Origin of the sequence: Corynebacterium sp. LaCa78 (genome assembly GCF_046717505.1) — a bacterium.
Taxonomy (GTDB): Bacteria; Actinomycetota; Actinomycetes; order Mycobacteriales; family Mycobacteriaceae; genus Corynebacterium.
Window position 1 is genome coordinate 1,336,788 of sequence record NZ_CP177112.1, and the last position, 18,116, is coordinate 1,354,903.

16 protein-coding genes are annotated in these 18,116 nt (G+C 59.4%); 5 read left to right on the forward strand and 11 right to left on the reverse strand.

Features of this window, described 5'->3' with window-relative positions; all coding sequences use genetic code 11:
* Positions 1 to 17 precede the first annotated feature (17 nt).
* From tal to pgl, 4 genes are all read left to right on the forward strand, one after another.
* A complete protein-coding gene (gene tal, locus ACLI1O_RS06450; protein WP_239268190.1) occupies positions 18 to 1,103 on the forward strand; it encodes a transaldolase in 1,086 nt (361 codons plus the stop codon).
* 99 nt (positions 1,104 to 1,202) lie between these two features.
* Positions 1,203 to 2,735 (forward strand): glucose-6-phosphate dehydrogenase, encoded by a 1,533-nt coding sequence (zwf, locus tag ACLI1O_RS06455; RefSeq protein WP_237800863.1) that lies wholly within the window; start codon positions 1,203 to 1,205, stop codon positions 2,733 to 2,735.
* A gap of 14 nt (positions 2,736 to 2,749) precedes the next feature.
* Positions 2,750 to 3,685, forward strand: coding sequence for a glucose-6-phosphate dehydrogenase assembly protein OpcA (locus tag ACLI1O_RS06460; RefSeq protein ID WP_239268192.1), 936 nt, complete (start codon positions 2,750 to 2,752; stop codon positions 3,683 to 3,685).
* Positions 3,686 to 3,732: 47 nt separating this feature from the next.
* A complete protein-coding gene (pgl, locus tag ACLI1O_RS06465) occupies positions 3,733 to 4,494 on the forward strand; it encodes a 6-phosphogluconolactonase (RefSeq protein WP_239268194.1) in 762 nt (253 codons plus the stop codon).
* A 145-nt stretch (positions 4,495 to 4,639) separates the two neighbouring features.
* Here the strand turns inward: pgl and secG are convergent, their stop codons facing one another.
* From secG to gap, 4 genes are all read right to left on the reverse strand, one after another.
* Positions 4,640 to 4,876: a preprotein translocase subunit SecG gene (gene secG, locus ACLI1O_RS06470; protein ID WP_005279116.1), complete on the reverse strand. Its 237-nt coding sequence runs from the start codon at positions 4,874 to 4,876 to the stop codon at positions 4,640 to 4,642.
* A 198-nt stretch (positions 4,877 to 5,074) separates the two neighbouring features.
* Positions 5,075 to 5,857, reverse strand: coding sequence for a triose-phosphate isomerase (tpiA, locus tag ACLI1O_RS06475; RefSeq protein WP_239275225.1), 783 nt, complete (start codon positions 5,855 to 5,857; stop codon positions 5,075 to 5,077).
* Positions 5,858 to 5,903: 46 nt separating this feature from the next.
* The gene (locus tag ACLI1O_RS06480) at positions 5,904 to 7,121 is read right to left on the reverse strand and encodes a phosphoglycerate kinase (RefSeq protein ID WP_411706777.1); all 1,218 of its coding nucleotides are present in this window, start codon (positions 7,119 to 7,121) and stop codon (positions 5,904 to 5,906) included.
* A 128-nt stretch (positions 7,122 to 7,249) separates the two neighbouring features.
* Positions 7,250 to 8,257 (reverse strand): type I glyceraldehyde-3-phosphate dehydrogenase, encoded by a 1,008-nt coding sequence (gap, locus tag ACLI1O_RS06485; RefSeq protein ID WP_284771906.1) that lies wholly within the window; start codon positions 8,255 to 8,257, stop codon positions 7,250 to 7,252.
* Between the two features lie 568 nt (positions 8,258 to 8,825).
* On the opposite strand from gap, the gene ACLI1O_RS06490 reads away from it, so the two are divergent.
* On the forward strand, positions 8,826 to 10,472 hold the full coding sequence (locus tag ACLI1O_RS06490) for an L-lactate permease (protein WP_239268202.1): 1,647 nt from the start codon (positions 8,826 to 8,828) through the stop codon (positions 10,470 to 10,472).
* A gap of 174 nt (positions 10,473 to 10,646) precedes the next feature.
* Here the strand turns inward: ACLI1O_RS06490 and whiA are convergent, their stop codons facing one another.
* The 7 genes from whiA to ACLI1O_RS06525 all read right to left on the reverse strand — a co-directional run bounded on the left by whiA (position 10,647) and on the right by ACLI1O_RS06525 (position 18,108).
* Positions 10,647 to 11,636, reverse strand: coding sequence for a DNA-binding protein WhiA (gene whiA, locus ACLI1O_RS06495; RefSeq protein WP_284769763.1), 990 nt, complete (start codon positions 11,634 to 11,636; stop codon positions 10,647 to 10,649).
* 143 nt (positions 11,637 to 11,779) lie between these two features.
* Positions 11,780 to 12,757, reverse strand: a complete 978-nt coding sequence (locus ACLI1O_RS06500; RefSeq protein WP_411706778.1) for a gluconeogenesis factor YvcK family protein — start codon at positions 12,755 to 12,757, stop codon at positions 11,780 to 11,782.
* 23 nt (positions 12,758 to 12,780) lie between these two features.
* Complete coding sequence (rapZ, locus tag ACLI1O_RS06505; protein ID WP_172596749.1) at positions 12,781 to 13,662, reverse strand: RNase adapter RapZ; 882 nt, start codon at positions 13,660 to 13,662, stop codon at positions 12,781 to 12,783.
* Between the two features lie 44 nt (positions 13,663 to 13,706).
* Positions 13,707 to 15,776: an excinuclease ABC subunit UvrC gene (gene uvrC / locus ACLI1O_RS06510; RefSeq protein ID WP_411706779.1), complete on the reverse strand. Its 2,070-nt coding sequence runs from the start codon at positions 15,774 to 15,776 to the stop codon at positions 13,707 to 13,709.
* 3 nt (positions 15,777 to 15,779) lie between these two features.
* Positions 15,780 to 16,328, reverse strand: a complete 549-nt coding sequence (locus tag ACLI1O_RS06515) for a PH domain-containing protein (protein ID WP_005279101.1) — start codon at positions 16,326 to 16,328, stop codon at positions 15,780 to 15,782.
* Between the two features lie 32 nt (positions 16,329 to 16,360).
* On the reverse strand, positions 16,361 to 16,834 hold the full coding sequence (ribH, locus tag ACLI1O_RS06520) for a 6,7-dimethyl-8-ribityllumazine synthase (RefSeq protein WP_411706780.1): 474 nt from the start codon (positions 16,832 to 16,834) through the stop codon (positions 16,361 to 16,363).
* Positions 16,831 to 18,108: a bifunctional 3,4-dihydroxy-2-butanone-4-phosphate synthase/GTP cyclohydrolase II gene (locus tag ACLI1O_RS06525; protein ID WP_284771909.1), complete on the reverse strand. Its 1,278-nt coding sequence runs from the start codon at positions 18,106 to 18,108 to the stop codon at positions 16,831 to 16,833. Before ACLI1O_RS06525 ends, ribH begins: the two co-directional genes overlap by 4 nt.
* Positions 18,109 to 18,116 lie beyond the last annotated feature (8 nt).

Sequence of the window (18,116 nt, forward strand, 5' to 3'; positions counted from 1 at the left end):
CGCTAAAAGGAATGACTATGAACAACATTTCTGAACTTGCCCAATTGGGCACCTCCACGTGGCTCGATGATCTCTCGCGCCAGCGCTTGGAATCCGGAAACTTGAAGGAGATTATTTCCTCCAAGTCCATCGTGGGCGTAACCACCAACCCGGCCATCTTCGCCACCGCCATGACCAGCGGCACGGCCTATGACGAAGACCTGGCGGCCTTGAAGGAGAAGAACGCTTCGGCCGATGAAGCCGTCTACTCCCTGGCCATTACGGACGTACAAAACGCCTGTGACCTTTTTGCCGATATCTATGCTGAGACCGACGGCCAGGATGGCCGCGTATCCATCGAGGTGGATCCGCGCATCTCCGACGATGCCGCGGCAACTCTCAAGCAGGCCCGCGAACTGTGGGACCAGGTGGCCCGCCCCAATGCGATGATCAAGATTCCGGCTACCAAGGGCTCCCTCCCCGCTATCGAGGATGCCTTGGCAGAGGGAATCAGCGTCAATGTCACCCTGATCTTCTCGGTGTCTCGCTACCGCGAGGTCATCGCCGCATTCCGGGCCGGGCTCAAGCGCGCGGCTGATAATGGCAAAGACGTTACCAAGATTCACTCGGTCGCATCGTTCTTCGTCTCCCGCCTAGATACGGAAGTTGATAAGCGCTTGGAGGCTATCGGTTCCGATGAGGCCCTGTCCCTCCGCGGCAAGGCCGGTGTTGCCAACGCGCAGCGTGCCTACGCCCTCTTCCAAGAGGAATTGCTCGGTGATAACGGCCTCCCCGAAGGCGCGCCCGTACAGCGTCCACTGTGGGCTTCCACCGGCGTGAAAAACCCCGACTACCCAGCAACGCTGTACGTGACCGAGCTGGCTGGCCCGCACACGGTAAATACCATGCCGGAAAAGACCATTGATGCGGTACTGCAGGAGGGTGGATTCCACGGCGATACCCTCTCCACCGCCGGCGAAGAAGCCGAGAAGGTCTTCTCCCAGCTCGAATCGGTGGGCATTGACCTAGAAGATGTCTTCGCGGTCCTCGAGCGCGAGGGCGTGGATAAGTTCGTCGCCGCGTGGAATGACCTCCTTGATTCCCTCAAACAACGACTCGCGTAAACTACGACCGTGGTCCTAGCCCCGCCGGATAGCCGGCGGGGCATTATGCCGCCACTAGTTGAAAGACTACTTAGCTTTTCCCTCCAGGAAGGATAATCCGTGACGGACTCAGCCGCTTGGGTCAATCCCTTGCGTAATGCCGCCGATAAACGATTGCCACGCATCGCGGGCCCCGCGGGCATGGTCATCTTTGGTGTGACCGGCGATTTAGCTTTCAAAAAGCTCCTGCCGGCCATCTATGACCTTGCCAGCCGCGGTCTCTTGCCCGCTGGCTTCACGCTCGTCGGCTATGGCCGCAGGGACTGGGATAACGCGGACTTCTGCGATTATTTCCGCAGCGCGGTAGAAGCCGGTGCCCGCACTGACTTTAACCACGACGTGTGGGAGCACTTATCCCAAGGAATCGAGTTCGTGCAAGGCTCCTTCGACGATGAGGGCTTCGACAAGCTTTCTGCGCGGTTGGCCGAGCTGGATAAAGCCCGCGGCACGGGAAGCAACTGGGCATACTACCTTTCGGTGCCGCCAGAGTTTTTCTCCGATATCTGCCACCAATTGGAACGCGTGGGCATGGCCAATTCCATGGAGGACTCGTGGCGCCGAGTGATCATCGAAAAGCCGTTTGGCCACGACCAGGAATCTGCGCGCGAGCTCAATGAGATCGTCAACGCGGTCTTCCCAGAATCTGCTGTCTTCCGCATCGATCACTACCTGGGTAAAGAGACCGTGCAAAACATCATGGCGCTGCGGTTTGCTAACCAGATTTTTGAGCCGATGTGGAACGCGCACTATATCGACCACGTGCAAATCACCATGGCCGAAGATATTGGGCTTGGCGGCCGCGCTGGCTATTATGACGGAATCGGCGCGGCCCGAGACGTCATTCAGAACCACCTCCTGCAGCTGCTCGCCCTCGTGGCAATGGAAGAGCCTTCCTCCTTTGAACCGGAGGCGCTGCGCGCTGAAAAGGTCAAGGTGCTGCGCGCTACGCAGCCGGTCCATCCGCTCAATAAAACCACCGCCCGTGGCCAGTACACCGCTGGCTGGCAGGGCTCGGAATACGTGAAGGGCTTGCGTGAGGAGGAGGGCTTCGATCCCGCCTCCACTACTGAGACCTATGCGGCGTGCACGTTGGAGGTCAACTCTCGGCGCTGGGGAGGCGTGCCTTTCTACCTGCGCACCGGAAAGCGCTTGGGGCGTCGAGTCACCGAGATCGCCTTGGTCTTCAAGGCCGCACCGAACCAGCCCTTTGTCGATGGCGAAACCGATGCCCTCGGCCAAAATGCCGTGGTCATCCGCGTTCAGCCCGATGAGGGCGTGACCATGCGCTTTGGCTCAAAGGTCCCGGGCTCCACCATGGAAGTCCGCGATGTGAATATGGACTTCGCCTACGCCGAGGCCTTTACCGAGGAGTCCCCGGAGGCCTATGAGCGCCTCATCTTGGATGCGCTCCTCGATGAATCATCCCTGTTTCCCACTAATGAGGAAGTCGAGCTATCGTGGTCCATTTTGGATCCGATCCTCGATTATTGGTCCAAGCATGGTGAGCCCGAAGATTATAAGGCGGGCACCTGGGGGCCCACTTCAGCCGATAAGATGCTGCGCCGCCGGGGCCATTCCTGGCGCCGCCCATAGAAGGGACGTAGTCAATGATTATCCCATTGCCTAATACCACCACCGGTGAAATTGCCAAGAAGCTTGTCGATGCCCAGGAGCATTACACCCGCACCACGGGCCGGGTGCTCACCCTCATCGTTGAGGCACAAGAAGGCGACGATCTCGAGCAAATCCTTGCCTCTGTGCGCGATGCCTCTCATGAGCACCCCTCCCGCGTGCTCGTCGTGGTCCCCGGCGATCCAAATACTGATACCCAGCTCGATGCCCAGCTCCGCGTCGGTGGCGAGGCCGGTGCGTCCGAGACCGTCGTCATGCAATTGCACGGGGCGCTGGCGGATCAAGCCGAGTCCGTGCTCACCCCGCTCTTGCTGCCGGATACCCCGCTGGTTGCGTGGTGGCCGAACCTGTGCCCGCAGGTTCCCTCCGAAAGCCCCGTGGGCAAGTTGGCGCAGCGCCGCATCACCAACGTGGCGCATAAAGGCACCGTGGGCGAGCAGGATCTGCGCGCGCTTTCTAATGGCTACTCCCCCGGCGATTCCGATATGTCCTGGGCCTCCATTACCTTGTGGCGCGGCGTCGTCGCATCGGCACTCGACCACCATCCCCATGAAAAGGTGCTATCGGTAGAGGTCGCCGGCCCCGCCGGGCATCCCGCGCCAAACTTCGCTGCGGGGTGGCTGCTTGACCGCCTGAGCGTCCCGGTACAGCGCATGGCCGAGGAAGCTAATAGTGACTATTTCCCGGTTACCCACCTGCGCTTTAACCGGGAGACGACCCACGTCGATGTGGATGTCGTGGATGAGCGCACCGTGCGGGTGCGCGTGCCTGGTACGCCAGACTCGCTGGTCAGCTTGAGCCCGCGCACGCAAACCGAAATCCTCTCCGAGGAATTGCGGCACCTCGACGCCGATAAAACTTATGCTCAGGCGCTGCGTGCTCTGGGAGAAGTAGACTACAGTAAGCTTTAATAGCGCACTTGCTCATACCGATTCTTTGCAAAGGATTCTGATACCGAATGGTAACGCTTCACCGCGTCAGCGATGTAGATGACCTTATTTCCCAAGCCGCACTCAAATTTATTGAGACCATCGCCGGTATTCAGGCCGGCAATGGTGGCCTCCATGGTGACGGCGTGGCAAGAGTCGTACTAACTGGCGGGGGCGCAGGAATTGGGCTCCTGCACGAGCTCGCGCGCTTGGACTTCGCCGCCCAGCAGCAAGGCGAGAACTACCCTGCCCTGCGCATCGATTGGTCCCGCGTGCACATCTTCTTTGGCGATGAGCGCAATGTCCCGGTCAGCGACCCAGATTCCAACGAAGGCCAAGCGCGTTCCGCGCTGCTCGATCACGTGGATATCCCGGATCAGAATATCCACGGTTTCGACCTCGGTGCGGTCTCCATGGAGGCGGCCGCAAATGCCTACGAGCCAGAGTTGAAGGACTTCGCACCTTTAGGCTTCGATCTACACCTTTTGGGCATGGGCGCAGAAGGCCACATTAACTCCATGTTCCCCCACTCTCCTGCCATCCGTGAGCAGGAAGAACTCGCGGTACCGGTACACGATTCGCCGAAGCCGCCCAGCGAGCGCATCACCCTGACGCTGCCGGCGGTCAACAGGTCTGAGCGCGTCTGGCTCTTGGTTGCCGGGGAGGAAAAGGCCGCTGCCGCAAAGAACATCGTTGACGGCGTCGACGCTGAAGAGTGCCCGGCCGCTGGTGCGCAAGGGACGAAGGAAACGATCCTCTTCCTTGCAGACGATGCCGCGCAGGAGCTGTAAAGCCAGCAGCGCCGGCACCGCCGCTTAACGCATACAGCGCCGGTACCTCGGTCCCTTCTTGCGAAAGGTTAAGGGACTGACGTACCGGCGCTGTTTTGCGCGGTTGGCCGCCGCTAGCGGTTAGCGGGGGCCTGCTGCGTGCTTCCTAGGAAGCGTAGGCCTGGATAAGGTTAAGGCCAACGATGCAGGCCAACCAGATAATCACCATGACGACGGTATAGCGGTCTAGGTTCTTTTCCACCACGGTCGAACCGGACAGGTTCGATTGCACGCCGCCGCCGAAAAGGCTAGACAGGCCGCCGCCTTTGCCCTTGTGTAAAAGCACAAAGATGGACATCAAAATAGCTGAAATTAGCAAAATGATTTCCAGTGCTAAGACCATGAGGTTCTTCCTTTTCTCAACGTGCGCCCAGTGGCACCTTCGATGTACTACCGAAAGTCACGCTAGCCACCGGCGCGAAGTACTTACCGGCTTTGCCTACGCAAAGCAATCACAAGGGCCTACTGTACACCATGCCGCGGGCGGGACTCACCCCAACCCGCGGCACAACAGTTACCTTGTGATGGTTGTTAACGCATGTTAACTAACGGCATTAGCGGCATTGGCGGCCAACTTGGCAAAGTCCTCTCCTACCAAGGAAGCACCGCCAATCAGGCCACCGTCCACGTCCGGCTTGCTGACGATATCAGCAACGGAATCGACCTTCACGGAACCGCCGTACAGGATGCGGATGCCCTCGGCGACCTCGTCGCCTGCAAGCTCCTTGACCAAGCCGCGGATTGCAGCACATACTTCCTGCGCGTCATCAGCGGAGGCAACCTTGCCGGTGCCGATGGCCCACACGGGCTCGTAGGCGATAACCGTCTTGGATAGCTGCTCGGCGCTCAGTCCCTGCAGGGAATCGCGGGTCTGGTTCACCACGTAGTCAACGTGGGTGCCGGCTTCGCGCACATCGAGTGGCTCGCCCACGCAGACGATCGGGCTGATGCCATTGTCCAGGGCCGCTGCGGCCTTTTCAGCGACCAGCTGGTCGGTTTCGCCGTGGTATTCGCGGCGCTCGGAGTGGCCGACGACTGCCCAGCTGCAGCCCAGCTTGCTCAGCATCTGACCGGATACCTCACCGGTGTAGGCGCCGGACTCGTGCTTGGAGATGTCCTGCGCACCGTAGGTGATCTTCAGCTTATCGCCCTCAACGAGGGTCTGAATGGTGCGGATATCGGTAAATGGAACCATGTAGGCTACATCAACCTTGTCGTAGTAATCCTCCGGCAGGGAGAAAGCAAACTTTTGAACGGAGCCGATGGCCTCAATGTGATCGAGGTTCATCTTCCAGTTGCCAGCAATAAGTGGTGTACGTGCCATGATTAATCCTTTCTGTGTACGCCTATATTGAGCTATTTCAGGCGGTTTATGCCTCGAGCACGGAAACGCCCGGCAGCTCCTTGCCCTCGAGGTATTCAAGGGATGCGCCGCCGCCGGTGGAGATGTGGCTGAAGCCATCCTCATCGAGGCCCAGGGTGCGCACGGAGGCTGCGGAGTCGCCGCCGCCGACGACGGAGAAGGAACCGTTGGAGGAGGTGGCATCGATAATCGCCTGCGCCACCCCAGCGGTGCCCTTGGAGAAGGCTTCCATTTCGAATACGCCCATGGGGCCGTTCCAGAATACGGTCTTGGAATCTGCCAGTACGGCGGCAAATTTCTCGACGGACTTGGGGCCAATGTCCAGCGACATCCAGCCCTCAGGGATGCCATCGAGCTCAACAACCTTGGTCTCAGCGTCTGTGGCGAACTCGCTGGCGGCGGTGAGATCTACCGGAAGGACGATCTTGTCGCCGAAGCGCTCCAGCAGGCTCTTGCAGTTTTCAATCTGGTCCTCTTGCAGCAAGGACTCCTGAACGTCGTAGCCCTTAGCGGCCAGCAGGGTGTAGCACATGCCCCCGCCGATGATGATCTTGTCGGCCTTTCCGGCGAGTGCTTCAATAACGCCGAGCTTGTCGGATACCTTTGCGCCGCCCAGAACGACGACGTAAGGGTGCGCTGGATCCTTGGCCACGGTGGACAATACGTCCAATTCCTTTTCCACCAGCTTGCCGGCGTAGGCGGGCAGGCGCTTGGCGACGTCATACACAGACGTCTGTGCGCGGTGAACAACGCCGAAGCCGTCGGAAACGAATGCACCATTATCGGCGGCCAAGGCGACGAGCTCTTCAGCAAATTCGCCGCGCTCTGCCTCATCCTTGGAGGTCTCGCGCGGGTCAAAGCGGACATTTTCTACCAGCATGACATCGCCGCTGTTTAGCCCGTTTGCGCGCTCGTGGGCGTCTTCACCGGTGACGTCGTTGGCCAAGGCAACATATTGATCCAGGGCCTCGGACAGCGCCTCTGCGACTGGGGCCAAGGAGTACTTGGAATTTACCTCACCCTTGGGGCGGCCGAGGTGGGCGGAAAGGATGACCTTCGCGCCGCCATCGACAAGCGCCTTAATGGTCGGAAGAGAAGCGGTAATGCGGCCCGGGTCGGTGATATTTCCGTCATCATCGAGCGGCACGTTGAAGTCAGAACGCACCAAGATGTGGCGGTCCTCTACGCCTTCTTCAAGCAGGTTATCTAGGGTCTTAAAAGCCATGTGTTACTCCTTTTAAAGTGGGTTCTGCAATCGAGGTTCCTACATAAAATGATACCGGCCACAACGTCGTGCCGTCAGGGCGTTCGTTGTGGCCGGTATCGCATTAAAGGGTGCTCGGTTTCAGGACTTTAGAGCTTGTCTGCAACCAGGTTGGTCATGCGGACGAGCTGGGAGGTGTAGCCCCACTCGTTGTCGTACCAACCCAGCACCTTGACCAGGTTGCCGTTGGAGACCTTGGTCATGCCGGCGTCGAAGATGCAGCCGTGCGGGGAGGTCACGATGTCGGTGGAAACCAGCGGATCCTCGGTGTATGCGAGGGTGTCCTTCAGCTCGCCTTCAGCTGCCTCCTTGAGTGCGGCGTTGATCTCCTCAACGGTGACGTCGCGGGAAGCGGTGAAGGTCAGGTCCGTTGCGGAACCGGTGATGACTGGAACGCGCATTGCGTAGCCGTCCAGCTTGCCCTCCAGCTCAGGCAGAACCAAGGAGACGGCCTTTGCTGCACCGGTGGAGGTAGGTACCAAGTTGACCGCTGCGGCGCGGGCGCGGCGCAGGTCCTTGTGAGGAGCATCCTGCAGGCGCTGGTCACCGGTATAAGCGTGAACCGTGGTCATCAGGCCCTTTTCCACACCGAACTTATCGTTCAAGACCTTGGCCATAGGTGCCAGGCAGTTGGTGGTGCAGGAAGCTGCGGAAATAACGTTGTGATTAGCAGGATCGTAAGTGTCGGAGTTAACACCGTAGACGAAAGTTGCGTCAACTTCCTTGCCAGGAGCGGAAATGATGACCTTCTTGGCGCCGGCCTCGATGTGAGCCTTTGCGTCGTTCCCGTTGGTGAACAGGCCGGTGGACTCGATAACGAGGTCCACGTCCAGCTCGCCCCACTTCAGGTTCTTCGGGTCCTTCTCGTTGAAGACCTGGATGCGGTTGCCGTTGACGGTGATGGAGTCATCGTCGTAGGTAATCTCGCCGTCGAAGCGACCCAATACGGAGTCGTACTTCAACAGGTTAGAAAGCGTGTGGTTATCGGTCAGGTCGTTGACAGCAACGATCTCAAGGTCGTTGTCGGTCCGGTTAACAGCATGGAAGAAGTTACGACCAATGCGGCCAAAGCCGTTAATGCCTACGCGGGTAGTCACTGTAAATCTCCTCAAAGAGTCGAGTAATTATTTCTATGGGCCTACCGCGGGTCCTTCGAGTACTTTACTGCTCAGGGTGAGTAAGGTGCCCGAGGCTTTGCCCAACAACCGCAATACTACAGAGCCTTCATGACGCGTGCAGTGGCCTTCAATACTGGGCGCGCAGCATCTGAAAGTTTTCCGTTTTAGGCGTACAATCTTCCCGGGTATTTTTGTTTCTCCCGAATATTCCGGCTGTTCAAGCCCGTTTAGGTGGATTCATGTGGACTTTACACCGTTAATGTGCGATATATCACAGCCCACAATATGTCCAGGCTTGCTCGCACAACGGTCGCCAGAAACGGCTCGCACACTGGTCGCTAGAGACGGAGTACTATAAATTACTTGACCCAAATCACACAGCATTCTTTATGACGCGATATGCTTGCGCTAACTCACTGTGTTACAGGTAGCACTCGGGCATTCGCTGGGCGCTAACTCTCGCCTGAAACGCGTGGGCAACAAATTTAAGTCCCCCGCAGACCGAATGCGCCTGCGATAGTACCCCCGTTAGAATCGAGGATACTCAATGTTTGAGATAAATACCTCTGTTGTGGGAGACAGTCTTGGGCTCACCGCGCTCGTGGCGATTCTCCCCCTCGTGGCTTTCTTCATTATGTTGATGGGCTTTAAAGCCCGTGCACATACTTCAGGAGCCGTCGCCCTTGCGACCTCCATCATCCTTGCCATAGTCGCCTTTGCGATGCCCGTGGATATGGCACTGTCCTCCGCGGTCCGCGGTGGACTCTTTGGCCTCTTGCCCATTGTCTGGGTTATCATCACCGCGATTTGGTTTTACGAGATCACGGTCGCCTCGGGCCGTTTCGAGGATTTGCGTAAGACCTTCGACCTCTTAGGCGATGGAGATATCCGCATCCAGTCGATGCTCATCGCCTTCTGTTTCGGTGGCCTCCTTGAAGCCCTTGCGGGTTTCGGCGCACCCGTTGCTATCACCGCCACGATGATTATGGCGCTCGGCGTCAAGCCGCTGCGCGCAGCGACGGTGGTCCTCATTGCTAATACCGCCCCAGTGGCATTCGGCGCGGTCGGCATTCCGGTCACCACCGCCGGTGAGGTTGGCGGACGTACCGCTGAGCAAACCCAAGATATCGCAGGCCTTATTGCCCTGCAGGTGTTGGTCATCGCCGCGATCGTCCCGTTCCTTATCGCATTCATCCTCGACGGCATGCGCGGCGTGAAGGAAACGGCGCCCGCCGCCGCGGTCATCGGCATTTCCTTTGCCGCCGCACAGTGGCTGACCGCAACCTTCTTTGCTTACCAGCTCACCAACGTTATTGCCTGCATCGTATCTTTGGGTGCCGCCTTCATCTTCCTCCGCGTGTGGAAGCCACGCGGCGTCGCGCAGCTGCGCGAGCGCATGGAGCTGCCCGCCGCAGAAACGTCGACCGACCTCAATGGCCGCCGCATCTGGATGGCCCTGCTGCCCTACGCCGTCGTTACCGCAGTATTTGCCATCGCAACCGCAGCCCCAGCCATCTTCGGCTTCTGGAAGCTGAAGTTCGCGTGGCCGCTGCTGGATGGCACCGTCATCGGCACCAACGGCGAAGCCATGGACACCAGCTTTAGCTTCAATGTCTTTGGCAACCCCGGTACCTTGCTCTTGCTCTCCGGCATTATCGTGGCCATTGTTTACCACTTCTGGAACGAAAATGGCCGCTACAAGCTCAGCTTCGCCCAACCCGTGCAGGCCTTCGGTGAAGTTGCCAACCGCATGAAGTTCTCCGGGCTGACCATTGTCTTGGTCCTCGCTTTGGCCTACACGATGAACTACTCGGGCCAGACCATCGCCATCGGTGAATTCGTATCTTCCGCCGGTTCCATCTTCGCGCTCTTCGCTCCCGTGCTGGGCTGGATTGGTACCGCGGTTACCGGCTCCGATACCTCCGCGAACGCGCTCTTTGGTAACCTCCAGGTCGCCGCCGCTGACCGCATTGGCGTCAACCCTGACCTCATGCTGGCCGCCAATACCTCCGGTGGTGTTGTGGGTAAGATGATTTCGCCACAGTCCCTGGCTATTGCGGCAACCGCCGTATCCATGGAGGGCAAGGAATCCGTCATCTTGAAGAACGTCGTGGGCTACTCCATCGCGTTCTTGGCCGTTGTCTGCGTCATCGTCTTCTTGATGACCAACGTCTTGGGCTTCTTGGTCCCATAAGGCGGTCCCATAAAGCTTAGGCCGCCACCGGCTTTAAGCCCCTGCCCCCGCCTAGCACCAAATCATCCTCGGTGCTGGGCCGCGGCACAACAGAAGGCGGGAGGGACAAGCACTTCAGTGCTTTCCTTCCCGCCTTTCGTGGATCAAATAACTGCTTTAGGCCGTGCCCTGCGGCTAAGAGTCACCAAAAAGATCGTCCGAGATGGATTCATTGGTATCGGGGATATCCAGTTCTTCGGCCCGCTTATCCGCCATAGACAGTAGGCGTCGAATGCGTCCGGCCACCGCATCCTTGGTCATGGGCGGATCCGCCAGCCGGCCAAGCTCCTCCAAGGAAGCCTCGCGGTGCTGCACGCGCAGGCGGCCGGCATCGGCCAGGTGCTCGGGAACGTCATCGCCCAAGATTTCCATCGCCCTATCCACGCGCGCCGCGGCGGTCACGGCGGCCCGTGCCGAGCGGCGCAGGTTGGCATCATCAAAGTTATCCAACCGGCGCGATGTATCGTGCGCTTCGCGCTTTACCCGCTTCTTTTCCCAAGACAGGCGGGTCACTTGCGCGCCCATGCGGGTAAGCAACGCGCCAATGGCATCGCCGTCGCGGACGACCACGCGATCTTCGCCGCGGGTCTCTTTAGTCTTTGCGGAAATTCCCAGGCGCCGTGCGCATCCCACGAGTGCCAACGCGGCCTCCTGGCAGGGGCAGCTGACTTCCAATGCCGAAGAACGCCCGGGTTCCGTCAGGCTACCGTGCGCAAGGAAGGCACCGCGCCACGCCGCCTCGCTATCAGCCACGGTGCCGGAAATGACCTGCGGCGGAAGCCCCACCACGGCGTGACCGGAGCGGGTAATCAGGCCTAGGCGGCGGGTAAGCTCCTTTGCCCCTTTAGTGATGCGCACGATGACGCGCGATTTCTTCACCGTCCCCGCAGGGCCGACAACGTGGCTTTCCGCTTCGATCCCGTAGAGCTCGTCTAAAGCCACGAGGATGCGCTGCGCAATAGCCTGGTTATCAAGCTCCAGCTCATAGGCCATGCTCTCACCAGAGACATCTACTTCTCCGGCAAAGCGCAGGATCGATGCGAGCTCCGCAGCGCGCGCGGACTGACGTGTCACGCCAACCGCCGCTAGTTCTTCTTTGACCTGTTCGGTCAACGGTGTGGTCACCTAGTTCGCCCCATTTCTCTGTCACAGTCACGAATGACGCTTGTGCAATGCACGGTCCCACGCACACCAACTACTGCGTGGGAAACGGAATTTTCTCATTTTACCGTGTCCCGCGCCCTGAGGACTGGCTGGCCTGAACTTAGCTAGGCCCGCCGGTACTCGTTATAAAGATCCACGATGACAGAAGAAAGTTTGTCTGGATCGTGTTTCATCAATCGCTGTCCATTGTCATCTTGGATACTGACATCTGCAAATACCGCGCGTGCGCCCAAGGCTTGCGCAGCGCGCTGTACATATACCCGTTCGCTCTCATTTGGCAGTGCTGCCGCATCTAGGACGATGCGGTCGATGCGTAGATCTGGGGCGTGACGAGCCAGCACGTGCACGTGGCGCTCCGCGGAAAAGCCTTGGGTTTCTCCCGGTTCGGCCGACAGGTTGAGCATAACCACGCGCAAGGCATTGGATTCAGAAATGGCCTGCACGATCTCTGGCACCAACGTATGCGGCAGCACGGAGCTAAACCAGGATCCCGGACCGATGGTAATAAGATCAGCCTGTCTAATGGCCTCCAGCGCAGCAGGGCTCGCTTGGGGCGCTTCAGGCAGGATGCGCACCCGCCGCACATGGCCCGGCGTCGATGCCACCGCGACCTGGCCGCGGACCTGGCGCATGACCCGGGGGTCATCGTCAAGCCCTGAGACATCGGCCTCAATCTCTAAGGGATGCGGGACCACGGGGATGACCCGCCCGTGCGAGTGGGTAAGCTCCGCCACCGCGTCCAAGGCGGCCTGGTAATCGCCCAAAACCCCGGTCAACCCGGCGATCATGAGGTTGCCCACGGCATGGCCTGCCATAGCGCCATTGCCGCCGAAGCGGTGTTGAAGGGTCTTGCCCCACAGCTCGCCTATCCGATTGTCATCGGCTAGCGCCGCCAAAGCCATGCGCAGGTCACCGGGTGGAATGATGTCCAATTCCCGGCGCAGGCGCCCCGAAGATCCGCCATCATCGGCAACCGTCACGATGGCAGAAATATCCGCTGCATTGCTGCGCCTGGCGGATAAAAGGGTTTGATAAAGACCATGGCCGCCGCCAAGGCAGACCATATGAGAAGGGTGTTCCATACAGTTTTTAGTGCTCCTCAGCCCTAATTGCGGGCGATATCCCGGTGCAAAATACTGACGTCAAGGGTGTCATTGGCGCGCAGACGCTTGGCGATGTCCTCAGCTACCGCCACAGAGCGGTGATGCCCGCCGGTACAGCCGACGCCCACGGTGATGAAGTTCTTGCCCTCGTGCCGGTATCCCTCCAGCATGGTGGAAAACATGGCGACAAAATTATCCACGAATTTCTGGGCGGCCGGTTGCGACAGGACATAATCGGCCACCGGCGCATCGGTACCGCGGCAGCCGCGCAGCTCCGGAATCCAGTAGGGATTGGGCAAAAAGCGGACGTCGACAACGATATCGGCATCGCGCGGGGAACCATTCTTAAATCCGAAGGATTCCACCGTGACGTGCTGGTTCGTATTCTGAAACTCGCCAAACGCAGCTTCGATAGCCCGGCGCAAGTCATGAATCGAGAGGTTCGTGGAATCAATGATGATATCGGAGCGATCCCGAATCTCCGCCACCGCTTGGCGTTCGCGTTGAATGCCCACCTTCAAGGTATCTTCGCCCTGCAATGGGTGCGTACGCCGCACAGAATCGAAGCGACGGATGAGCACATCATCGCGGGCATCGAGGAAGAGCACGGTGGGCTTCATACCCAATGCCGTTAACTCATCGATGGTCTCCATGAGGGACCCCGGAAACATGCGGGAACGCACGTCCGTTACCGCCGCAACCTTTTCAACGGGCGTTTCTTCCTGGTTGCACAATTTCCACAGGTCCACGATGGCGCGCGGCGGGATATTATGCGCCACGTAGTAGCCCTTATCCTCAAAAACCTTGGCGGCGGAACTCAACCCGCCGCCGGACATGCCGGTAATCAAGATGGGCGGAGTCTCGAAGTGCGTCATGCACACCAGTCTAGCGTTTTCGCGCTCTACACTTCTGCCAGAATGCTGCCTATTTACTGTGCGTCGTGCAACTTATCGTAGACGGTCTGCGCCAGTTTTGGCCCAAAGCCGTTGACCTCGCAGATCTCATCCACCGAAGCAGCCTTGAGCTTTTTGACTGAACCAAAATGCTTCACCAAATCCGTCCGGCGCTGCGGACCGAGACCAGGAATTGCATCAAGCGCCGAAGAGCGCATGCGCTTAGACCGCTGTTGCCGGTGGTAGGTAATGGCAAAGCGGTGCGCCTCATCGCGAATTTGCTGCAGCAAGAACAGGGCCTGGGAATTGCGCGGCAAAATCACCGGTTCATCATCGCCTGGCACCCAAATTTCTTCCAAGCGCTTAGCCAGCCCCACGAGGGTGACATCGACGATGCCCAGTTCATCGAATACCTCTTGCGCCGCAGCCACCTGCGGTGCGCCACCGTCGACGATAAAAAGCTGAGGAGGATAGGCAAAGCGGCGGCCTGCCTCGGCGGATTCTTCCGCCACCTTTTCTTCCGCGAAGGAGGATTCTTCTTTTTCCTCGTCCGGGTTCACCAACTTATCTTGGTTATGGCGCTTAAACCGGCGCCGCGTGATTTCAGCAATGGAGCCAACGTCATTGGAATGCCCGTCGCCGGCCGCCTCCTTGATGCGGTAGCGCCGGTAATCGGACTTCTTTGGAATGCCGTCTTCAAAAACCACCAAGGAAGCGACGACATCGGTGCCTTGAATATGCGAAATATCGGTGCACTCAATGCGCAGCGGTGCTTGGTCCATGCCCAAGGCATCCTGGATATCCTGCAGCGCCGCGGACCGCGCGGTGAGGTCGCCGACGCGCTTCAACTTATGCTGGCGCAGCTGCTCCTTGGCGTTCTTTTCCACGGTATCCATAAGGGAGCGTTTATCCCCGCGTTGGGGAACGCGGAGATCGACGCGCGCACCGCGCAGGTCTTCCAGGAGGGAGACCACTTGTTCGGACTCCTCCGGCATGGCCTGGACCAGAATCTCGCGCGGGATGACGTGGACGTGGCGCTGTTCCATATGCGATTCTTGGTCCACGCCGCGCCGCGGCACATCCGCAGCTAAAGCCGCGTCCTCGCGGGCTTCTTGTTCTTCGCGCTCTACAGCATCCGAGTAAAACTGGATGAGGAAGTTTTGCACCAATGCGGGCAAGGCGGGATCGGGTTGGCCCTCCTCAATGGGCTCAGAGGTTGCCTGGTCACCGGCGCGTTCAACGACCCAGCCGCGCTGGCCGCGAATCCTGCCGCCGCGGACGTGGAAGATTTGGACGGCGGCTTCTAATTCATCGGAATTAAACGCAATCAGATCGGCATCGGTGCCATCGGCGAAGACAACCGCTTGTTGCTCCATAATCTTATCGATGGCCCCAAGGTCATCGCGCAACCGCGCCGCGCGCTCAAATTCCAGGTTTTCGGCGGCAGCCTCCATGTCCTTGACCAGCTTGCGCCTAACGCCCGCCGTGTTGCCGTTCATGAACGAGACCAACTCATTGACGGTCTCGCGGTGTTCTTCCTTGCTTACCCGCCCGATACAGGGCGCGTCGCACTTGCCGATGTATCCCAAAAGGCACGGCCGTCCCAGCCGCTCATGACGGTTATATACGCCCTTGGAACAGGTGCGCATGGGGAAGACTCGGGTGAGCAGATCCAGGCTTTCGCGCACAGCCCAAGCGTGGGAATAGGGGCCAAAGTAGCGCACCCCCTTGCGGCGGGGGCCGCGGTAGAAAAAGGCGCGCGGGACGACCTCTCCCACCGAGACGGCAAGCATGGGATATGTCTTGTCATCGCGGTACATGACGTTGAAGTGCGGGTCGAACCGCTTAATCCAGGTATATTCCAGCTGCAGCGCTTCAACTTCGCTGGCAACAACCGTCCACTCCACGGAGCTGGCGGTCAACACCATTTGCCGCGTGCGCGGGTGCAGCTGCGTGATGTCTTGGAAATAATTGGACAGGCGCGCCCGCAGGTTTTTGGCCTTGCCTACGTAGATGACGCGCTTGTTTTCATCGCGGAACTTATAAACGCCCGGCTCCGTCGGAATGGTTCCTGGGGCGGGGCGATAGGTGGTTGGATCTGCCAATGCTTAATCCTGCGGCATGTATTTGGCTTCCAGATCGCGGAAGTCACGGACTTTTGTGATCACGGTATCTTTATCGCCGGATTGCAGCGCCCACACGGGCACGGCCTCAAATTCGGGCAGCTCGAGGCGGGCCATGCGCTGGCCGACGGGGAAGGATAGTCCGTAGACCACCTGCCACGGGTAAAAGCGCGTGCCGATGATATTGCGGACCTCTACCCCATCCTCATTGGCTTGCAGCCGCGGCCGGTTCAGCGCAATCCAGGACAAGATGGAAATGACTACGCCCACGCCGGGGAAAGCGAATTTATCGATGGTGGTCACGTGCGCGCCGGTAAAGGAGATATCGAGCGTGACACCCATGAAAATATGGATGGCCATGACCAGGATGACCCAGCCGATGGCGATCTTGCGCAAGAACGGGGACTTGGCGGTATATTCCCACGGCTTCGACGTGGTCCGTGCGAAGGGATCCGCGCTGGTATAGGCCAATACCTCTGCATCGCTGAGAGAGCGGCGCGGGTGGGATTCATTCGAGGCTGCGGCCTCATTCATGTGCTTTACTCCTCCGGAAGTCCTGCCTGCCTTTAATCTGCGTTTAGTCTACGCAATTGCAGCGCGGTATCTAAAGCCGCAATCATGGATTCTGCGCCCTTGTTTTCCGCCGAGTCAGGAAAGCCTGCGCGATCGATGGCCTGCTGCTGGTCATTGACCGTCAATACCCCATTGCCAATCGGCGTCGATTCATCCAAGGAGATGCGCGTTAGGGCTTGGGTGACGGAATCGCAGACGTAATCGAAGTGCGGGGTACCGCCGCGGATGACGCAGCCCAAGGCAACGACGGCATCGAACTTCCGCGCGGCTGCTTGGACAACCACGCCCAGTTCCAGGGAACCGACGACGCGGAAATCCGCGACCTCTGCCCCATTAGCGCGCGCAGTCTCCACCGCTTGTTGGTGCAACTGATCGCAGACCTCTTCGTTCCACGTCGCGGTCACGACCGCGACACGGAGGCCGCGCGCATCTACCTGCGCGATAGCGGGCAATCCTTCTTTACTCATTTACCTAATTCTCCTTCGTGCTGCGCGTCCCACTGTGCCACCTGCGGAAGATTGTGACCCATGCGGTCGCGTTTGGTGCGCAAATACCGAATATTATCGGCGTTTGCCGCGATGGTCAGCGGGGTGTGCCGACTGACCTCAATGCCAAAGCCGGCAAGGCCTTCGCCCTTGTGAGGGTTATTGGTCAGCAGCTGCGCTGATTCCACCCCAAGGTCCTTCAGGATCTGGCCGGCCACGGAATACTCGCGGGCATCTTCTGGCAGCCCCTGTTCCAGGTTGGCATCGACCGTATCCCAACCTTCGTCCTGGAGCCGGTACGCCTGCAGCTTGTGCACCAATCCGATCCCGCGGCCTTCATGGCCGCGCAGGTAAATTACTACTCCAGTGCCGGCTTCCTGCACCTTGCGCAGGGATTCCTGCAACTGGGGGCCGCAATCGCAGCGGCGCGAGCCAAAGACGTCTCCGGTCAGGCACTCGGAATGCACGCGCACCACAACATCGCGGGCGCCGCGAAGCTGCGCGGGATCGCCGGCGATCAAGGCGATGTGCTCTTGGCCATCGAGGTCATGGCGGTAACCAATCGCGGTGAATTCGCCGTATTCGGTGGGCAGGCGGGTTTCTACCGCGCGCTGGGTTTGCATCTCATGGTGGCGGCGCCACTCGATGAGCTGCGCAATAGAGATCAGGGCGAGGCCGTGCTTATTGGCAAAACGGCGCAGCTCCGGCCCGCGGGCCATGTCCGTTGGGTCCTCTTCGGAGACGACTTCGCACAGCACGCCGGCGGGGCGAAGGCCAGCAAGGCGCGCCAAATCGACCGCGGCTTCCGTATGACCATCGCGCTCCAGCACCCCACCGGGCCGTGCACGCAGGGGAACCACGTGACCCGGCCGGGTAAAGTCGCTGGACCGGGTCGAGGGATCCGCCAAGCGGCGGATGGTTTCCGCGCGGGAGGCCGCAGAAATTCCGGTAGAGCCCGTCGCCGCATCCACGGTGACCGTATAGGCGGTCTGGCGCACATCTTGGTTATGCGCCATCATCGGCGGCAAATCGAGCCGCTGGCAATCTTCCGGCAATAGCGAGGCGCACACGTATCCGGAGGAATACCGCACCATAAACGCGACCAGTTCCGGGGTTGCCAGCTCCGCGGCAAAGATCAGATCCCCTTCATTTTCCCGTCCTTCATCATCCATGACGATGACGGGCTTGCCGGCGGCAATCTCCGCAATGGCGTGATCGATGGCATCAAAATGGATGCTCTCTTCAGTCGCGAACATAACCTAGC

Excerpts from the sequence above, each read along its gene's own strand:
- ACLI1O_RS06490 (WP_239268202.1), top strand. The coding sequence starts at position 8,826 with ATGTTTGAGATAAATACCTCTGTTGTGGGAGACAGTCTTGGGCTCACC.
- ACLI1O_RS06480 (WP_411706777.1), bottom strand. The coding sequence starts at position 7,121 with ATGGCTTTTAAGACCCTAGATAACCTGCTTGAAGAAGGCGTAGAGGAC.
- ACLI1O_RS06500 (WP_411706778.1), bottom strand. The coding sequence starts at position 12,757 with ATGGAACACCCTTCTCATATGGTCTGCCTTGGCGGCGGCCATGGTCTT.
- ACLI1O_RS06460 (WP_239268192.1), top strand. The coding sequence starts at position 2,750 with ATGATTATCCCATTGCCTAATACCACCACCGGTGAAATTGCCAAGAAG.
- tal (WP_239268190.1), top strand. The coding sequence starts at position 18 with ATGAACAACATTTCTGAACTTGCCCAATTGGGCACCTCCACGTGGCTC.
- tpiA (WP_239275225.1), bottom strand. The coding sequence starts at position 5,857 with ATGGCACGTACACCACTTATTGCTGGCAACTGGAAGATGAACCTCGAT.
- ACLI1O_RS06515 (WP_005279101.1), bottom strand. The coding sequence starts at position 16,328 with ATGAATGAGGCCGCAGCCTCGAATGAATCCCACCCGCGCCGCTCTCTC.
- secG (WP_005279116.1), bottom strand. The coding sequence starts at position 4,876 with ATGGTCTTAGCACTGGAAATCATTTTGCTAATTTCAGCTATTTTGATG.
- ribH (WP_411706780.1), bottom strand. The coding sequence starts at position 16,834 with ATGAGTAAAGAAGGATTGCCCGCTATCGCGCAGGTAGATGCGCGCGGC.
- ACLI1O_RS06525 (WP_284771909.1), bottom strand. The coding sequence starts at position 18,108 with ATGTTCGCGACTGAAGAGAGCATCCATTTTGATGCCATCGATCACGCC.
- pgl (WP_239268194.1), top strand. The coding sequence starts at position 3,733 with ATGGTAACGCTTCACCGCGTCAGCGATGTAGATGACCTTATTTCCCAA.